The organism is Palleronia marisminoris (genome assembly GCF_900172315.1).
In the GTDB taxonomy this organism is placed as follows: domain Bacteria; phylum Pseudomonadota; class Alphaproteobacteria; order Rhodobacterales; family Rhodobacteraceae; genus Palleronia; species Palleronia marisminoris.
Window position 1 is genome coordinate 520,546 of record NZ_FWFV01000001.1, and the last position, 15,085, is coordinate 535,630.

General features: G+C 67.8%; 17 protein-coding genes and 1 tRNA gene. 4 read left to right on the forward strand and 14 right to left on the reverse strand.

Annotated elements, in window-relative coordinates:
- Nucleotides 1–85: 85 nt before the first annotated feature.
- From PAM7066_RS02580 to rlmB, 11 genes are all read right to left on the reverse strand, one after another.
- A complete protein-coding gene (locus PAM7066_RS02580) occupies nt 86–619 on the reverse strand; it encodes a DsbE family thiol:disulfide interchange protein (protein WP_085852544.1) in 534 nt (177 codons plus the stop codon).
- Complete coding sequence (gene ccmD, locus PAM7066_RS02585) at nt 612–761, reverse strand: heme exporter protein CcmD (RefSeq protein ID WP_085852545.1); 150 nt, start codon at nt 759–761, stop codon at nt 612–614. Before ccmD ends, PAM7066_RS02580 begins: the two co-directional genes overlap by 8 nt.
- Nucleotides 754–1,488, reverse strand: coding sequence for a heme ABC transporter permease (locus PAM7066_RS02590; protein WP_085852546.1), 735 nt, complete (start codon nt 1,486–1,488; stop codon nt 754–756). Before PAM7066_RS02590 ends, ccmD begins: the two co-directional genes overlap by 8 nt.
- Nucleotides 1,489–1,548: 60 nt before the next feature.
- Nucleotides 1,549–2,205 (reverse strand): heme exporter protein CcmB, encoded by a 657-nt coding sequence (gene ccmB, locus PAM7066_RS02595; RefSeq protein ID WP_085852547.1) that lies wholly within the window; start codon nt 2,203–2,205, stop codon nt 1,549–1,551.
- 4 nt (nt 2,206–2,209) lie between these two features.
- Nucleotides 2,210–2,803, reverse strand: a complete 594-nt coding sequence (gene ccmA, locus PAM7066_RS02600; protein ID WP_085852548.1) for a heme ABC exporter ATP-binding protein CcmA — start codon at nt 2,801–2,803, stop codon at nt 2,210–2,212.
- Nucleotides 2,804–2,813: 10 nt separating this feature from the next.
- Nucleotides 2,814–3,167, reverse strand: a complete 354-nt coding sequence (locus PAM7066_RS02605) for an Mth938-like domain-containing protein (RefSeq protein WP_085852549.1) — start codon at nt 3,165–3,167, stop codon at nt 2,814–2,816.
- A 29-nt stretch (nt 3,168–3,196) separates the two neighbouring features.
- Complete coding sequence (secF, locus tag PAM7066_RS02610; protein WP_085852550.1) at nt 3,197–4,165, reverse strand: protein translocase subunit SecF; 969 nt, start codon at nt 4,163–4,165, stop codon at nt 3,197–3,199.
- 4 nt (nt 4,166–4,169) lie between these two features.
- Nucleotides 4,170–5,843, reverse strand: a complete 1,674-nt coding sequence (secD, locus tag PAM7066_RS02615) for a protein translocase subunit SecD (RefSeq protein ID WP_085852551.1) — start codon at nt 5,841–5,843, stop codon at nt 4,170–4,172.
- 31 nt (nt 5,844–5,874) lie between these two features.
- Nucleotides 5,875–6,201 (reverse strand): preprotein translocase subunit YajC, encoded by a 327-nt coding sequence (gene yajC / locus PAM7066_RS02620; RefSeq protein WP_085852552.1) that lies wholly within the window; start codon nt 6,199–6,201, stop codon nt 5,875–5,877.
- Nucleotides 6,202–6,315: 114 nt separating this feature from the next.
- Entirely contained in the window at nt 6,316–6,732 is a 417-nt protein-coding gene (locus PAM7066_RS02625; RefSeq protein ID WP_085852553.1) for a CoA-binding protein, read from the reverse strand.
- A 177-nt stretch (nt 6,733–6,909) separates the two neighbouring features.
- A complete protein-coding gene (gene rlmB, locus PAM7066_RS02630; RefSeq protein WP_085852554.1) occupies nt 6,910–7,677 on the reverse strand; it encodes a 23S rRNA (guanosine(2251)-2'-O)-methyltransferase RlmB in 768 nt (255 codons plus the stop codon).
- A gap of 92 nt (nt 7,678–7,769) precedes the next feature.
- On the opposite strand from rlmB, the gene PAM7066_RS18820 reads away from it, so the two are divergent.
- Both PAM7066_RS18820 and PAM7066_RS02635 read left to right on the forward strand, forming a co-directional pair.
- Nucleotides 7,770–7,853 (forward strand) — tRNA-Tyr (locus PAM7066_RS18820).
- Between the two features lie 52 nt (nt 7,854–7,905).
- Entirely contained in the window at nt 7,906–8,889 is a 984-nt protein-coding gene (locus PAM7066_RS02635; protein ID WP_085852555.1) for a GT-B fold glycosyltransferase domain-containing protein, read from the forward strand.
- Here PAM7066_RS02635 and PAM7066_RS02640 read toward each other — a convergent pair.
- Nucleotides 8,886–9,764, reverse strand: a complete 879-nt coding sequence (locus PAM7066_RS02640; protein WP_085852556.1) for an NAD(P)-dependent oxidoreductase — start codon at nt 9,762–9,764, stop codon at nt 8,886–8,888. The two genes, PAM7066_RS02635 and PAM7066_RS02640, sit on opposite strands and share 4 nt — an antisense overlap.
- Nucleotides 9,765–9,848: 84 nt before the next feature.
- On the opposite strand from PAM7066_RS02640, the gene PAM7066_RS02645 reads away from it, so the two are divergent.
- Both PAM7066_RS02645 and PAM7066_RS02650 read left to right on the forward strand, forming a co-directional pair.
- Entirely contained in the window at nt 9,849–12,320 is a 2,472-nt protein-coding gene (locus PAM7066_RS02645; RefSeq protein ID WP_085852557.1) for a penicillin acylase family protein, read from the forward strand.
- 438 nt (nt 12,321–12,758) lie between these two features.
- Nucleotides 12,759–13,463: an invasion associated locus B family protein gene (locus PAM7066_RS02650; RefSeq protein WP_085852558.1), complete on the forward strand. Its 705-nt coding sequence runs from the start codon at nt 12,759–12,761 to the stop codon at nt 13,461–13,463.
- A 137-nt stretch (nt 13,464–13,600) separates the two neighbouring features.
- Here the strand turns inward: PAM7066_RS02650 and PAM7066_RS02655 are convergent, their stop codons facing one another.
- Nucleotides 13,601–14,815, reverse strand: coding sequence for a beta-ketoacyl-[acyl-carrier-protein] synthase family protein (locus PAM7066_RS02655; protein WP_085852559.1), 1,215 nt, complete (start codon nt 14,813–14,815; stop codon nt 13,601–13,603).
- The gene (locus PAM7066_RS02660; protein ID WP_085852560.1) at nt 14,812–15,078 is read right to left on the reverse strand and encodes an acyl carrier protein; all 267 of its coding nucleotides are present in this window, start codon (nt 15,076–15,078) and stop codon (nt 14,812–14,814) included. The genes PAM7066_RS02655 and PAM7066_RS02660 overlap by 4 nt, the downstream gene beginning before the upstream one ends.
- Nucleotides 15,079–15,085: the final 7 nt, after the last annotated feature.

Below are 15,085 nucleotides of genomic sequence, written 5' to 3' on the forward strand. Positions count from 1 at the left end.
ACCGCGCGCCTCGACTGGCCGCTTCCCGTGCTGGAGACGGCGCTGCTTGCGGTGGCGCTGGTCTACCTGCTGGCGCTCTAGCGGATCACTCGCCCGCCAATGCCGGCCGAATCGTACGCTCGAGGGTCCGTTCCGTCACCGGGCCGGCCACGCGGGCGACGACGCGCCCCTCTCCGTCCACCACGAAGGTCTCGGGCACGCCGTAGACGCCCCAGTCCCGCGCGGTGCGCCCGCCCTCGTCGGCCGAGACGGCCCGGTACGGGTTGCCCAGTTCCTCGAGGAAGCCGAGCGCGTTGTCCGCCTCGTCCTTGTAGTTGATGCCGTAGATCGGCAGGCCCTCGTCCCGCGCCAGCGCTTCGAGGTTCGGATGCTCGACCCGGCAGGGCGCGCACCACGAGGCCCAGAAGTTCACCAGCTTCATGCCCGGCGCATCCAGCGCCTCGGCGGTGACGGGGGGAAGGCCCTCCAGGTCGCTCACGGTCAACGCCGGCGCCTCGCGGCCCACGAAGGTCGAGGGCAGCGCGTCGGGATCGTCGCGCTGCATCCCAGCGTAGAACAGCCCCGCCAAGGCCGCAAACGCGACCGGCGGGATGATGGCGAGCAGCGGCAGCTTAGCCATGACGACGCGCCTCCACCCGCTCGAGCTGGCGCCTGACGCGTCCTGCCCGCAGCACCGACAGCGCCACGAGGCCGAGGATCAGCACGCCGGACAGCCCGTAGGCCAGCCCCACCTCGACGGCGTATTTCCCAAGATCAGGCATCGGCCATCCTTTCCCGAAGGCGCAGCGCATGAAGCCGCCGCACGCGAATCTCGGTTCGCGTCCTGAGCAGCACAAGTGCCACGAACAGCGCAGCGAACCCGCCGATGCAGACGAGCAGCGGATAGTAGAAGACGTCCGCCACGTTCTCCTCGGTGTCGAGCGACAGCGACGCGCCCTGGTGCAGCCCCTGGTTCCAGAAGTTCACGGCATAGCGCGACAGGACCGCGAAAACGCTGCCGACAAGGCACAACACGCTGGTCAGGTCGGCGGCGGTGTCGGGATCCTCGATCGCCTCCCACAGGGCGATGTAGCCCACGTAGAACAGGCACAGGATCAGGAACGAGGTCAGCCGCGGGTCCCACGCCCACCACGTGCCCCACATCGGCTGCCCCCAGACGGCCCCCGTGACCAGCGCGATCAGCGTCATCGTGATTCCCACCGGCGCCGCCGCCCGCGCGGCAAGCGCCGAGACGTGGTGCCGCCGGATCAGCCAGATCAGCGACGCCACGAGCATCATGAACCACGCGTTGATCGCGAAAAGCGCGGCCGGCACGTGCAGGTAGATGATCTTGACCGTCGCGCCCTGCCGGTAGTCGTCGGGCGTGAAGAAGAACCCCCAGCCGAGGCCTATGACCAGCAACACCGCCGCAAGCGCCCCCAGCGCGGGCGTCAGCCGCGCGGTGACCGCCATGAAGCGCGTGGGATTGGCGAAGGACCAGATAGACATCGGCAACTCTCTATCCGCAGCCGCGAAATGCAACAAGGGACGCGCGGTCGCACATGCGCCTCACCTCAGCGACACGCGCAGCGCCGCCGCCGCCGCGAAGGGAAGTCCGGCGAGGCAGCCGAGCGTCACTGCCCCCAGAAGCGCCAGCGGCGTGGCGGCATCGAGCCCCTCTGCCCCGCGCCGCGCGACATCGGCGCCGAAGACCAGCGTCGGGATGTAGAGGGGCAGCACAAGGACCGACAGCAGAAGCCCTCCGCGCCGCAGCCCGACCGTCAGCGCGGCGCCGAAGCAGCCGATCAGCGACAGCGCGGGCGTGCCCACCAGAAGCGACAGGCTGAGCCACAGATGCCCGGGCCAGGGCAGGCTCAGGAACACCCCCAGCGGAGCGGCGGCGATCGAGATCGGCAGCCCCGTGGTCAGCCAGTGCGCCGCCGCCTTGGCCAGCGTCAGCCCTTCGAGGGGGATCGGCGCGGTCGCCAGCAGGTCCAGCGCCCCGTCCTCACGGTCGAGCGCGAAGATCCGGTCGAGCGACAGCAGGCACGCCAGCAGCGCGCCCACCCACAGGATGCCGGGCGCGATCGGCGCCAGCCGCGCCGTCTCGGGGCCGACGCCGAACGGCACCAGCACCGTGACGATCAGGAAGAACACCAGCCCCAGCCCGAACCCGCCGCCCGAGCGCACCGCCAGCGCCAGATCGCGCACGATCAGCCTCAGCACGGGCTCATTCCAGTGCCTCGAGCGTGGCCTTGTAGGGGCGCACGTCCAGCGTGTCTCCGTCTAGCCCGAGGTCGATATGGGTCGCGATCACCGCAATCCCGCCGCCCGCGAGGTGCCCGCGCACCATGTCGGCGAACCGCCCCGTGTTCTCGGCGTCGAGCGAAACGGTCGGCTCATCGAGGCACCAGATCGATCGCCCGGTCACCAGAAGCCGCGCGAGGCCAAGCCTGCGCCCCTGCCCCGCCGAAAGATGCTGCGCCAGCCGATCCTCCAGCCGCTGAAGGTCGAAGGCCCGCAATGCCGGTTCGATGTCGCGCACCCCGTGAAGGCCGGCCCAGAAGGACAGGTTCTCGGCCACGGTCATCTGACCCTTCATCCCGTCGCGGTGTCCGCCATAGGCGACCGCCTCGGGGCCGGGTTCGACCTCGCCCTCATAGGGGGCCTGAAGGCCGGACAGGGTGCGCAGAAGGGTCGTCTTGCCGGACCCGTTCGGCCCGCGCAGGATCAGCGCGCGGCCGGGTTCGACCGTGAATGACAGCCGTGCGAGGATCGGCAGGCCGCCCCGGCCAACGGTCAATTCGCGCGCAACAAGGGTCACGCGCGGGGCCTCATGCGGGAAGAAGCGCCGCGCCCGCCCGGCGCCCCTCGCCCAGAAGGACGTTGTATGTGCGGCAGGCCTGCGGCGAGGCCATAACCTCGATCCCGATACCGGCGCCTTCGATGGCGGCGCGGAACTCCGGCGGCAGGTGGTAGGACATCTCGGGGCCGGTGCCGATCAGCACGATGTCGATCTGGTCCGCCGCGGCGACGATCGGCGCGGCCTCGAACCCCGCCCATTCGCCCAAGCCTGACGGCAAAAGCAGAAGGGCGCCCTCATGAACCTCGCCTCCGATGCGGAAGAAGCCGGGGCCGTAGCCGTCGATCGGCGTGCCACCGAAATACTGCGCTTCGTTCAGTTCCATGAGGGTGCCTCCTCGACCAACGCCTGTGCTCAGGATTCGACATTCGTGAACTGGTTGCCCTCGGTCTTGTCGGGTTTGGACCAGTCGCGCTTCACGCCAAGGAACAGGACGATGTTCTTTGCGACGAAGACCGAGGAATACGTGCCGACGACGATACCCCAGGTGATCGCGAAGACGAAGCTGCGGATCACGTCGCCGCCCAGGATCAGAAGCGCGATCAGCGCGACGAGGGTCGTGCCCGACGTCATCACCGTCCGGCTCAGCGTCTCGTTGACCGACAGGTTCATCACGTCGCGCAGGGGGCGCTGCTTGTACTTGATGAGGTTCTCGCGCAGGCGGTCGAAGATCACCACCGTGTCGTTGATCGAATAGCCGATGATGGTCAGGATCGCGGCGATCGTCGCCAGGTCGAACTGGATCTGGAAGATTGCGAAGATGCCGATGGTCAGGATCACGTCGTGGAACAGCGCAGCGACCGCGCCGACCGAGAACTGCCACTCAAATCGGAGCCAGATGTAGAACAGGATCGCCGCCATCGAGGCCGCGACGGCGAAGAACGCGGTCTGGATCAACTCGCCCGAGACCTTGGGACCGACCGACTCCACGCTGGAGAACCCGATCGACGGCGCGACTTCGACCAGAGCCAGGCGCACCGTTTCGATCGTGTCCTGCTGGACCGACTGGGCGCCTTCCTGCGCGGCGATGCGGATCATCGCCACGTTCTCGTCCGGGCCGAACGACGGATCGAACACCTCCGAGATCACGACGTCGCCCAACCCCAGATCAGCCAGCGCGCCACGATATTCGGCCACGTTCACCGGCTCTTCGGCCTGGCTGCGGATGGTCGTGCCGCCCTGGAAGTCGATGCCGAAGCTCAAGCCCAGCACCGCCCAGGCCACCAGCGACAGCACCACCGCCACGGCCGAGGCCCCGAGGGTCAGCCGGGCGTTCTTGAACCAGTCGATGTCGACGTTCTCGGGGACGAGTTTCAGACGCATGGGATCAGACCTCGATGGTTTTCGGGCGACGGCGGTCGAACCACGTCACGATGATCAGACGCGTCAGGAAGATCGCGGTGAAGACCGAGGTGAGGATGCCGAGGCCCAGCGTCACCGCAAAGCCGCGGACAGGCCCCGAGCCCAGCACGAACAGGATGCCGGCGATGATGAAGGTGGTGATGTTGGCGTCCACGATGGCCGACAGGGCTCGCTCGTAGCCGAGCGAGATGGCGCGCGACGGCCCGCGGGCGGTCTTGGCCTCTTCTCGGATACGCTCGAACACCAGCACGTTGGCGTCTACCGCCATGCCGATGGTCAAGACGATCCCCGCGATGCCCGGCAGGGTCAGCGTCGCGCCGATCATGCTCAGAAGGCCGAAGATCAGGCCGACGTTGATCAGAAGGGCGACGTTGGCAAACAGCCCGAAGAGCCCGTAGCTGAGGCCCATGAAGAGCAGCACGGCGGCGAAGGCGACGATGCAGGCGATCCGGCCGGCCTCGATCGAGTCCTGGCCGAGTTCGGGGCCGATGGTCCGTTCCTCAAGGAAGGTCAGCTCGGCCGGCAGCGCGCCGGCGCGCAGCAGGACGGCCAGCTCGGTCGAGCCTTCGACGGTGAAGTTGCCGGTGATGATGCCCGACCCGCCGGTGATCGCGCTCTGGATGACGGGGGCCGAGATGACCTCTTCGTCCAGCACGATGGCGAAGGGCGAGCCGATGTTCTCGGATGTGTACTCTCCGAAGACGCGCGCGCCCTGCGGGTTGAAGCGGAAGTTCACCGCCGGCTGCCCGTTCTGGTCGAAGGCGGGCTGCGCGTCGACCAGCGTCTCGCCCGACAGGACGGGCGTGCGCTCCAGCACGTAATAGGTGCCGGTCTCGTCGATCGACGGGTAGATCACGTTGCCTGCGCCGGGATTGGCGTCCGCCTCGGTGGTGCGGCTGACGACGGGATGGAAGGTCAGCTGCGCCGTGGTGCCGATCAGTGTCTTCAGCTCGTCCGCCGAGCCGATGCCGGGAACCTGGATCAGGATGCGGTCGGCGCCCTGACGCTGGATCGTCGGCTCGCGGGTGCCGACCTCGTCCACCCGGCGGCGGATGATCTCGAGGCTCTGGCGAATGGTGCGGTCGTCGGTCGCGGCCTGCTCGGCCTCGCTCAGCGAGATGCGGATGATCGCGGTGTCGCCGGTCTGCTCGCCGGATACGACGAGGCTCTGCCCGCCACCGCCGGTCAGCGAGGCCACCGGCTGCGACAGCCCGCGCGCGATTTCGAGAGCGCGGGGAAGCCCCGCGGCATTCGAGATCCGCACCTCGAGCACCGGTCCGCCCTCGTCCACCCGACGAATCGTGCCGACGGTGTCGCGGGCGTCGCGCAGCTCGTCGCGCAGTTCGGGCCACGTGCCGTCCATGCGCTGCGCATAGACATCCTCGACCTGCACCTCGGCCAGCAGATGCGCGCCACCGCGCAGGTCCAGCCCGAGGTTGACCAGTCCCGAGGGCAGCCATTCCGGCCAGCCCGCCGCGGCTTCCAGCCGTTCGGGCGTCGCACCCTCGGCGGCGATCGCGGCACGGGCGTCATTCGCCTGCTCGACCCGGTTGTAGAACAGGTTCGGCATGGCCAGGCCGAGGCCGATGACCACCACACCCAGGATCAGGATGCGGTTCAGTAGAGGAATGTGCAGCATCTAGGGCCCCCGGATGACCTGCCGAACGGGATCAGCTCTCGGCCGGCTCGGTCTTGTTGCGAACCTGTGCGATCGTCGACTGGACCACGCGCACCTTGACGCCTTCGGCCAGCTCGACCTCGGCTTCGCCGTTGTCATGCACCTTCGTCACCTTGCCGATGAGCCCGCCCGCGGTGACGACCTGGTCGCCCCGGCGCAGCGCCTCGACCATCTTCTGATGCTCCTTCACCTTCTTCTGCTGCGGACGGATCAGCAGGAAATACATGATGGCGAAGATCAGGATCAGCGGCAGGAAGCTTGCGATGGCGCCACCGGCGCCCCCACCGGCGGCCTGCGCATAGGCGGGCGTTGCGAACATGGATCGGTCCTTCTGCGGTCGGGCAGGCCGGTTCGGCCCGCGAGGTCGGCTTCGTCCTATCTGCGCCCCCCGCTCTTGTCCAGCAAGGGTGGCTGACCGACCCGTGAGTGACCGTCAGGCGATGCCCAGCCGGGGGATCTCGATCTTGGGGCAGCGATTGACGACGACCTCGACGCCCGTCGCCCGCGCCATCTCGACCGCCTCGGGGCTGCTTACCCCAAGCTGCATCCAGACCACCCGCAGCGACGGCATCACCTTCAGCGCCTCTTCGACCAGGGCGGGCACGGCATCCGAGCGGCGGAAGATGTCGAGCATCTCGACGTCGTCAGGCAGGTCGGCAAGTCCGCCGGCCACTGTCTGCCCGAACAGCTCCTGCCCGGCGAGGCCGGGGTTGATCGGATGAACCACGTAACCCCGCGCCGCCAGGAACTGCCCGACCCCGTGGCTGGGCCGTGCAGGATTGGCCGAGGCCCCGGCCAGCCCGATGCGTTTCACGTCCGTCAGGATGCGGCGAATATCGTCGTCAGTCATGCGAATCCCCTTCTTGTGCAGGGCACCAACGAAAAACGCGCCCGGGGGTTCAGCCCGGGCGCGAGTGTGGAACGAGGGACAGTGATGACGCGCCGGGTGTTCCGGCCCGGCGCCTGCCAAGAACATGGCGTTGCAGGGCGGCAACGGAAAGAGAGGTCGCGCGAACGTGATTTTACGTCAGCGCGTCGCCGCGTACAGCGCCACCGCCGCCGCGTTCGACACGTTGAGCGATCCGAACGCGCCCCCCGCCGGAATTCGCACCAGCCGGTCGCAGAGCTCGCGCGTCCGCTCGCGCAAGCCCGGCCCCTCGGCGCCCAGCACCAGGCAGATCGGGCGCGACCCGGCGGCGGCCACGGCATCGGCCACGTCCGCCTCGGCCTCTCCGTCGAGGCCCAGGCACAGGTAGCCCATCCCCTTCAGCGCCTCGAGCGCGTCGCCAAGGTTGCCGACCCGCAGGTAGGGCTGACGCTCCAGCGCGCCCGAGGCGGTCTTGGCCAGCGCGCCGGTCTCGGGCGCGGAATGGCGCGAGGGGGCGATGACGGCACGCGCTCCGAATACTTCGGCCGAGCGCAGGATGGCGCCGACATTGTGCGGGTCCGTCACCCGGTCGAGCGCCACGATCGGCCCGCTCCCCGACACTGCGATGTCGTCGAGCCGCCCCCAGTCCAGCGGCTTGACCTCAAGCGCGGCCCCCTGATGCACCGATCCGGGGTCGAGCACCGGGGGGAACTTGCGCGGATCGACCTCCTCGACCTCGGGGGCATGGCGGATCGCGTCCCCCAGCCGGTCGGCGGCGTTCTTGGTGACGATCAGGCGCACCATCTCGCGGCGCGGATTCTCGAGCGCATCGCGCACCGCGTGGAGGCCGAACAGCCACACCGTCTCGCGCGCGGCCTCGCGGCGGCCACGCTCTTTTTCGACGACCCATTTCGGTTTCTTTGTCATGCCGGGGCCATGCGCGGGGCGTGACCGAAATTCAAGCGATTTTCGTATTGACCCCCCTTCGGACCATGGATAGGAGAGCCGCCACAGTCAGTGGGCGACAGGCCGCAAGGTGTGGCAGGGGACTGTAACTCCCTCGCGGAGACGCACGCCTGGTTCGATTCCAGGGTCGCCCACCACTGACTGCCCGGCCACCGCGTCACGCGCGGATGGCGCAACAGGGCCCACGTCATGACTGAACCATTCGACATCGCGATCGTGGGACAGGCCGGCCGCATCGGCTACGAGTCCGCGCTGTTCGCCGCAACCCTGCGCCGCGCCGATCCCGCCTTCGACGGACGGCTGATCGTTCTGGAACCGCAGCCGGGGCCAAACTGGCCCGACGATCCGCGGCTGTCCGATCCCGTGCGCGATCTGCTGGGCACCTTGGGTGCCGAGATTCGCCCGTTCGAGACGCCGGTCTTCGGCGCCAAGTACCCCTACGGCAACAAGATCGAAGGGTTGCTGACCCTCGACCCCGACCGGCCGTTCGTCTTCTTCGACAGCGACACGCTGGTGCATGGCGCCCTCTCTGCCCTTCCCTTCGACTTCGACCGACCCGCCGCCTCGATGCGGCGCGAGGGGACCTGGCCCGAGCCTGAACTCTATGGCCCCGGCTATGCCGAGACATGGCGCGCGCTCTACGACCGGTTCGGGCTGGACTTCGACAGCTCGTTCGACCTGACCCAGCCCGATGAATACTGGGAGAGGTATCTCTACTTCAACGCCGGTTGGTTCTTCGGCCGCTCCGGCCCCGCATTCGGCCGCCGGTTCCTCGACTACGCGACGGCGATCCGCGACGATCCGCCCGAAGAGGTCGCGCTGCAAAGCTTCGACCCGTGGCTCGACCAGGTCGCCCTGCCCCTCGTGATTCATTCCTTCGGCGGCGGTCGCCCCTGCCCGGAACTGAGCGGCCTCGACGGCGAAGTGACGACCCACTACCGCACCCTGCCCCTGCTTTATGCCCGCGAGCGCGACGAGGCCGTTGCTGCGGCCGAAGGCGCGATGTCCGACAATCGCATCAAGAAGGTCCTGAAGGAGCACGAGCCCTTCAAGCGATTCATCCTGCAGAACAAGGGCGCGAAGGCCCGCGCGCTGTTCGACCGGACCGACCTGCCCCGGAAGGAGCAGGCGATCCGCAACCGGCTCAAGGCCAACAACCTGTGGATGCGCTAGACAGCGCCGAGCTTGCGTAGCCGGGCGATCAGGGCAGACGTATCCCACCGATTGCCGCCCATGTTCTGGACGTCCTTGTAGAACTGGTCGACCAGCGCCGTGACGGGCAGTGCTGCGCCGATCTCGTCCCCGGTGGACAGGCAGATCCCCAGGTCCTTGCGCATCCAGTCGATGGCGAAGCCGTGGTCGAACGCGCCGTCGATCATGGTCTCGTAGCGGTTCTCCATCTGCCACGAGCCGGCCGCGCCCTGGCTGATGACCTCGACCACCGCCCGGCCGTCCAAGCCGGCCTTCTCGGCGAAATGCAGCGCCTCGCTGAGACCCTGGACAAGGCCGGCGATGGCGATCTGGTTGCACATCTTGGTGGTCTGCCCCGCCCCGATCTCGCCGATCAGGCGGCAGATCTTGGCATAGGTCGAGATTACCGGCTCGGCCCGGTCGTAATGCGCCTGATCGCCGCCGCACATGACCGAGAGCTTGCCATTCTCGGCCCCCGCCTGCCCGCCCGAGATCGGCGCATCCACATAGCCGATCCCGCGACCCGCTGCGATCCCGGCCAGCTCGCGCGTGACCTTGGCCGACACGGTGGTGTGATCGACGAGGATCGCGCCCTCGGACATGCCGGTAAAGACGCCGTGATCGCCGGTGCAGATCGCGCGCAGGTCGTCGTCGTTTCCGACGCAGGTCAGGACGAAATCCGCGCCATCGGCCGCCTCAGCAGGGGTTTCGGCATGCGATCCGCCGTGCTCCGCCACCCAGGCCTCGGCCTTGGCGGCGGTGCGGTTGTAGACCGTCACCTCGTGCCCTGCGGCCTTCAGGTGCCCGGCCATCGGGTAGCCCATCACGCCCAATCCCAGAAATGCTATCTTAGCCATGCCTTCACCTCTGCCGGTCTATTGTCTAAGCGGTTGTCCAACGCAGCCCCCCTGCCGGTCAACCGGCGCGGCCCCGAGGTGTCCATGATTTCCGTGTTTCGCTGGCTTGTCCGGATTTTCATCGGCCTCGCCCTGTTCGCCATCGTGGCCGTCGTGGTGAGCTACCTGTTCCTGTCGCGCTCGATCCCCGATTACGAGGGCCGCTTCACGGTCGACGGCGTGACCGCCCCGGTCGAGATCGTGCGCAACACCCAGAACGTCCCCCACATCTTCGGCGAGACCGACGCCGACGTGTTCTACGGGCTTGGCTTCGCCCACGCGCAGGACCGGCTGTGGCAGATGACCCTGTTGCGCCGCACCGCGCAAGGCCGCCTGTCCGAGATCTTCGGCTCGCGCACGGCCCGCACCGACGAGCTGCTGCGGCGGCTCGACCTCTACAACCTCGCGCGCCGCTCGCTCGAGGTGCAGGACGACGCGACGACAGAGGCGCTGAGAGCCTATTCCGCCGGGGTCAACGCCTGGCTGGCGCAGGTCAACGAAGGCGCGCGCGGCCGCGGCGCGCCCGAGTTCTGGCTCTTCCCGCCGGAATTCGCCCCGTGGCAGCCCACCGACAGCCTCGCCATCCTGAAGCTGATGGGCCTGCAGCTGTCGTCTCACGCCACCGAAGAGGTGCTGCGCGCACGCGTCTCGCTGGCGCTCGAGGACGATGCGCGGCTTGCCGACATCATGCCGGACTCGCCCGGGAACGGAATTGCGGCGCTGCCTGAATACTCCTCGCTCGTGCCGGAAACCGAGGGCATCCGCTATGCTGCGGCGTCGGGGATCGCCGATCCACTTTACCCCGTCGCGGCCCGCGGCATGGGCGGCGCTTCGAACGCGTGGGCGGCCGGTCCGTCGCGTTCCGCCAGCGGCGGCACTTTGCTGGCGAACGACCCGCACCTGGGCTTCACCGCGCCCTCGATCTGGTACCTCGCCCGGATCGAGCTGGAATCTGGTGGTATCATCGGCGGCACGATCCCCGGAATGCCCGTGGTGATGCTGGGCCGGTCTGACCAGCTCGGTTGGGGGCTGACATCATCTTACGCAGACGACCAGGACGTCCATATCGAGCGGCTGAACCCCGAGAACTCCTCCGAACTGCTGACGCCCGACGGCTACAAGCCGATGCGCACCCGCACCTCGATCGTCCGGATCAAGGACGGGGCCGACGTGACGCTGACGCTCCGCTGGTCCGAGAATGGCCCCGTCCTGCCGGGGCGGCACTGGAACCTTGCGACGGTCACCCCGCCCGGACACGTCGCCTCGCTGTCCTGGACGGTCCTGAGCGACGAGGACACATCCATGTCCGCGGCGATGCAACTGATGAAGGCGGACACTGTCGAAGAGGCGCTGGAGGCGTCCGAGGACTTCATCGGCCCGTCGCAGAACCTGACCGTGGCCGACCGCGAGAGCATCGCCATGAAGACCATCGGCGCCCTGCCCAAGCGGCACGAGGACCACCAGTCGAAAGGCCGCCTGCCCACGCCCGGCTGGATCGAGGCGAACCGCTGGGACGGCATGCTGCCCTATTCGCAGAATCCGGAATTCGTGGACCCCGACGGCGGCATCCTGGGCAACACGAACAACGAGGTGATCGACCGTCCTTTCCCGCTGCACGTCTCGTATCACTGGGGCGACACGCAGCGCGTGCAACGCTGGAGCCGTCTGATGCAGGGCCGCGAGGTCCATACCCGCGAAAGCTTCATGGAGGCGCAGCTCGACACGGTCAGCCCCACCGCCCGGTCGCTTCTGCCGCTGGTCGGGGCCGAACTTTGGTTCACTGGCGAGGCCGCCCCCGAGGGGACGCCCGAACGCCTGCGGCAGCGCGCCCTGGCCCTGCTGGCCAGTTGGAACGGCGAGATGAACGAGCATCTGCCCGAACCCCTGCTCTATGCCGCGTGGATGCGCGCGCTGCAGGACCGCCTTATCCATGACGAGCTGGGGCCCCTCGCCGAAGAGTTCACCCATATCGAGCCGCTCTTCATCGAGCGCGTCTACCGCAACGTGGATGGCGCGGCGGAGTGGTGCGACGTCGTCCAGTCCGCGCGGGTCGAGGATTGCAACGAGATCGCGCGCCAGGCGCTCGACGAGGCGCTGATCTGGATCACCGAGACCTACGGCCGCGGCCTCGAGTCGCTACGTTGGGGAAATGCTCATGAAGCGCTGCACGAACATGCCGTGCTGGGCGAGGCGCCGGGGATCGGCTGGATCGTCAACATCCGCCAAAGCACCAGCGGCGGGGACAACACGCTTCTGCGGGGCCGCACCAAGGGCACCGGGCCGGATCCGTTCCTGAACGTCCACGGCGCAGGCTACCGGGGCATCTACGACTTCGCGGACCCGAATTCATCGGTGTTCATCAGCTCGACCGGGCAGTCGGGCCACCCGCTCTCGCGCCATTACGACGATCTGAGCGAGCTGTGGCGGCGCGGCGAATACATCCCGATGACCCTCGACCCCGACCTCGCCCGCGCCGGGGCCGTCGGGATCACCACGCTGGTCCCGACGCGCGAGTGAACTTTGGCGGGCGTTCCCGCCAAAGGGGGCCGCCTTGGTCTCGGTGGCGCTAGCCGGCTGCCGTGGAGACCCCCCATCCACGCAGGAGTGTCTTAACCATTTCGTGCGAGAGTGGAGCAACCGATGGAGCAATGTTTCGTTTCTCGGGTCCTCCCTGATGGACTGGCCGTGTCCGCCGGGCGCGGCCTTTTTTCGTGCCTCGCGGGTCGCGTCCAGACCGCTCGAAGCACGGAATTTTCCCTGTTGACGGTCCCTTGTTTAGCCCATAGCGTCCGAGAAAATCAAAAAAGCTGGCCAGTCCGCCAGGGAGATAGCGTAGCGAAAAGGCCCCTCCTCGGGGCCTTTTTCACGTCTGCGCCGATCCCGGAAATCGGACCTGACACGCCTCATTTGACCTGTTAAACGGCGCTCGGTTCAATCTGCAGCTATGGAAGCGACATGTCCCAATTTCTGAAGACGATCTCTTTCGCCGCGCTCGTCGCCCTTGCCGGGCCGGCCCTCGCGCAGGAGAACGAGACCGCCGATACCTCCGGGGCGTCGGAGACGTCCGAGCCTGCCGCCCCCGACGCGGCCAGCGACCTTGATCTGGGCGCACAGCCCGAGTCCCCGGCCTCCGAGGCGCCCGGTTCCGAAGCCCCGACCGCCGAGGCCGGCGTTGCCGCGGAAGACACGCCCGAAGAGGGCCCCGGATCGACCTATACCGCCGCCGAGTTCGGCGATTGGCAGCAGCGCTGCGCGCGGGCGGCCGAGGGGACGGATCCCTGCCAGCTCTACCAGCTGCTTCAGGACGGCAACGGCAACTCGGTCGCCGAGATCAGCATCTTCCCCCTGCCCGCGGGACAGGAGGCCGCCGCTGGCGCAACGATCGTGACCCCGCTCGAGACGCTGCTCCCCGCGGGAATCACGCTGACCGTCGATGGCGGCCAGCCGCGCCGGTATCCGTTCGAGTTCTGCGCGGCTCAGGGCTGCATCGCCCGCGTGGGCTTCACCAATGCCGAGGTTGCGCAATTCAAGCAGGGCGCCAACGGCAACATGGTGATCCGTCCCGCAGCGGCGCCGGATCAGCAGATCGAGCTGACGATCTCGCTCTCGGGCTTCACCGCCGGCTACGAAGCGGTTCAGGAGACGGTCCCCGCCGAGTGATCCCCTCGGATCGGACCGAAAGCAGGGCCGGGGCACTTTCCCCGGCCCTTTTTCGTGCGGTGCGGAAGAGGCGCGCCCTACGCGGGTTTTTCCGAAGGTTGATCAGCGACGGCGCCGCCTGGGCCGCACCACCCGCTTCAGGCGGCGTATCGGCGTAGCGCGAGCACCGCGTTCAGACCACCGAAGGCGAAGGCGTTGGACAGGACCACGTCGACATGCGCCTCGCGCGCCTCGTTGGGGACCACGTCCAGCGCGCATTCGGGGTCGGGTTCTTCATAACCGATGGTGGGCGCGATGATGCCGTCCCGCAACGCCATGACGCAGGCCAGAAGCTCCACCGCGCCGGTGCCGCCGATCAGGTGGCCATGCATCGACTTGGTGGACGAGATCATCAGGTCGTTGGCGTGGTGGCCGAACACGTCGGCCACGGCGGCACATTCGGTCTTGTCGTTGGCCGCGGTGCCGGTGCCGTGGGCGTTGATGTAGCCCACCTCGCCCGGATCGATCCGGCCGTCCTTCAGGGCGCCGGCAATCGCCCGCGCCGCGCCCTTCTTCGACGGCATCACGATGTCGGCCGCATCCGAGGACATTGCGAATCCTATGACCTCTGCGAGGATCTCCGCCCCGCGGGCCTTGGCGTGTTCGAGCTCTTCGAACACGAACATGCCCGCGCCCTCGCCCTGGACCATCCCGTTGCGGGTGGCCGAGAACGGGCGGCAGGCCTCCTTGGACATGACGCGCAGGCCCTCCCACGCCTTCACGCCGCCGAAGCACAACATGGATTCGGTGCCGCCCGTCACCATCGCGTCCGCCATCCCCGAGCGGATCATGGCGAAAGCCTGCCCCATCGCGTGGTTCGACGAGGCGCACGCCGTGGCGACCGTGAAGCTGGGGCCCTGCAGGTTGAACTGCATCGAGATGTGGCTGGCCGCGGCGTTGTTCATCAGCTTGGGGATCACGAAGGGGTGGACGCGGTTCTTCCCCTCTTCGTAGACGGCGCGGTAATTCTCGTCCTGGGTCGTCAGCCCGCCGCCCGAGGTACCCATGACGACCCCCGCGCGCTGCGAGAGCTCGCCCTGGAATTCGAGTCCGGCCTGCGAAATCGCTTCGGTGGCTGCGATCAGGGCGAACTGGGTGAAGCGATCATAGAGCGCGATCTGCTGGCGGTTGAAGCGATCCTGCTCGTGGTAGCCCTTCACCTGCGCGCCGATCTGCACGGTCAGGCGGTCCACGTCGCGGATGTCCAGCGGACCAATACCGCAGCGCCCCTCGCGCATGGCCTCCATCGTCTCGCGAACCGACTGTCCGAGCGCATTGATCGTGCCCGCGCCAGTGATGACGACGCGCTTCACGACTTCTGGGCCGCAACCAGCCCCTCGACCGCGCCGACGATGGCCGCGACCGACGAAATGTCGAACTCGCTGGCCTCGGGCTCGTTGGCGTTGAAGGGCACCTGGATGTCGAATTCTTCCTCAATGGCAAAGATGCTCTCGACCAGGCCAAGCGAGTCGATGCCGATATCCTGAAGGCTCTGCGTCATCTCGATATCCGACGGCTCGAGCATGGCCTGCTCGGCAATGATGCGGATGACCTTGTCCTTGACGCTGTCTGTCATGGCTTCC

Coding starts and splice junctions, on each gene's coding strand:
- PAM7066_RS02580 (WP_085852544.1), bottom strand. CDS start 619: ATGGCTAAGCTGCCGCTGCTCGCCATCATCCCGCCGGTCGCGTTTGCG.
- ccmD (WP_085852545.1), bottom strand. CDS start 761: ATGCCTGATCTTGGGAAATACGCCGTCGAGGTGGGGCTGGCCTACGGG.
- PAM7066_RS02590 (WP_085852546.1), bottom strand. CDS start 1,488: ATGTCTATCTGGTCCTTCGCCAATCCCACGCGCTTCATGGCGGTCACC.
- PAM7066_RS02605 (WP_085852549.1), bottom strand. CDS start 3,167: ATGGAACTGAACGAAGCGCAGTATTTCGGTGGCACGCCGATCGACGGC.
- secF (WP_085852550.1), bottom strand. CDS start 4,165: ATGCGTCTGAAACTCGTCCCCGAGAACGTCGACATCGACTGGTTCAAG.
- secD (WP_085852551.1), bottom strand. CDS start 5,843: ATGCTGCACATTCCTCTACTGAACCGCATCCTGATCCTGGGTGTGGTG.
- yajC (WP_085852552.1), bottom strand. CDS start 6,201: ATGTTCGCAACGCCCGCCTATGCGCAGGCCGCCGGTGGGGGCGCCGGT.
- PAM7066_RS02625 (WP_085852553.1), bottom strand. CDS start 6,732: ATGACTGACGACGATATTCGCCGCATCCTGACGGACGTGAAACGCATC.
- rlmB (WP_085852554.1), bottom strand. CDS start 7,677: ATGACAAAGAAACCGAAATGGGTCGTCGAAAAAGAGCGTGGCCGCCGC.
- PAM7066_RS02635 (WP_085852555.1), top strand. CDS start 7,906: ATGACTGAACCATTCGACATCGCGATCGTGGGACAGGCCGGCCGCATC.
- PAM7066_RS02640 (WP_085852556.1), bottom strand. CDS start 9,764: ATGGCTAAGATAGCATTTCTGGGATTGGGCGTGATGGGCTACCCGATG.
- PAM7066_RS02645 (WP_085852557.1), top strand. CDS start 9,849: ATGATTTCCGTGTTTCGCTGGCTTGTCCGGATTTTCATCGGCCTCGCC.
- PAM7066_RS02650 (WP_085852558.1), top strand. CDS start 12,759: ATGTCCCAATTTCTGAAGACGATCTCTTTCGCCGCGCTCGTCGCCCTT.
- PAM7066_RS02660 (WP_085852560.1), bottom strand. CDS start 15,078: ATGACAGACAGCGTCAAGGACAAGGTCATCCGCATCATTGCCGAGCAG.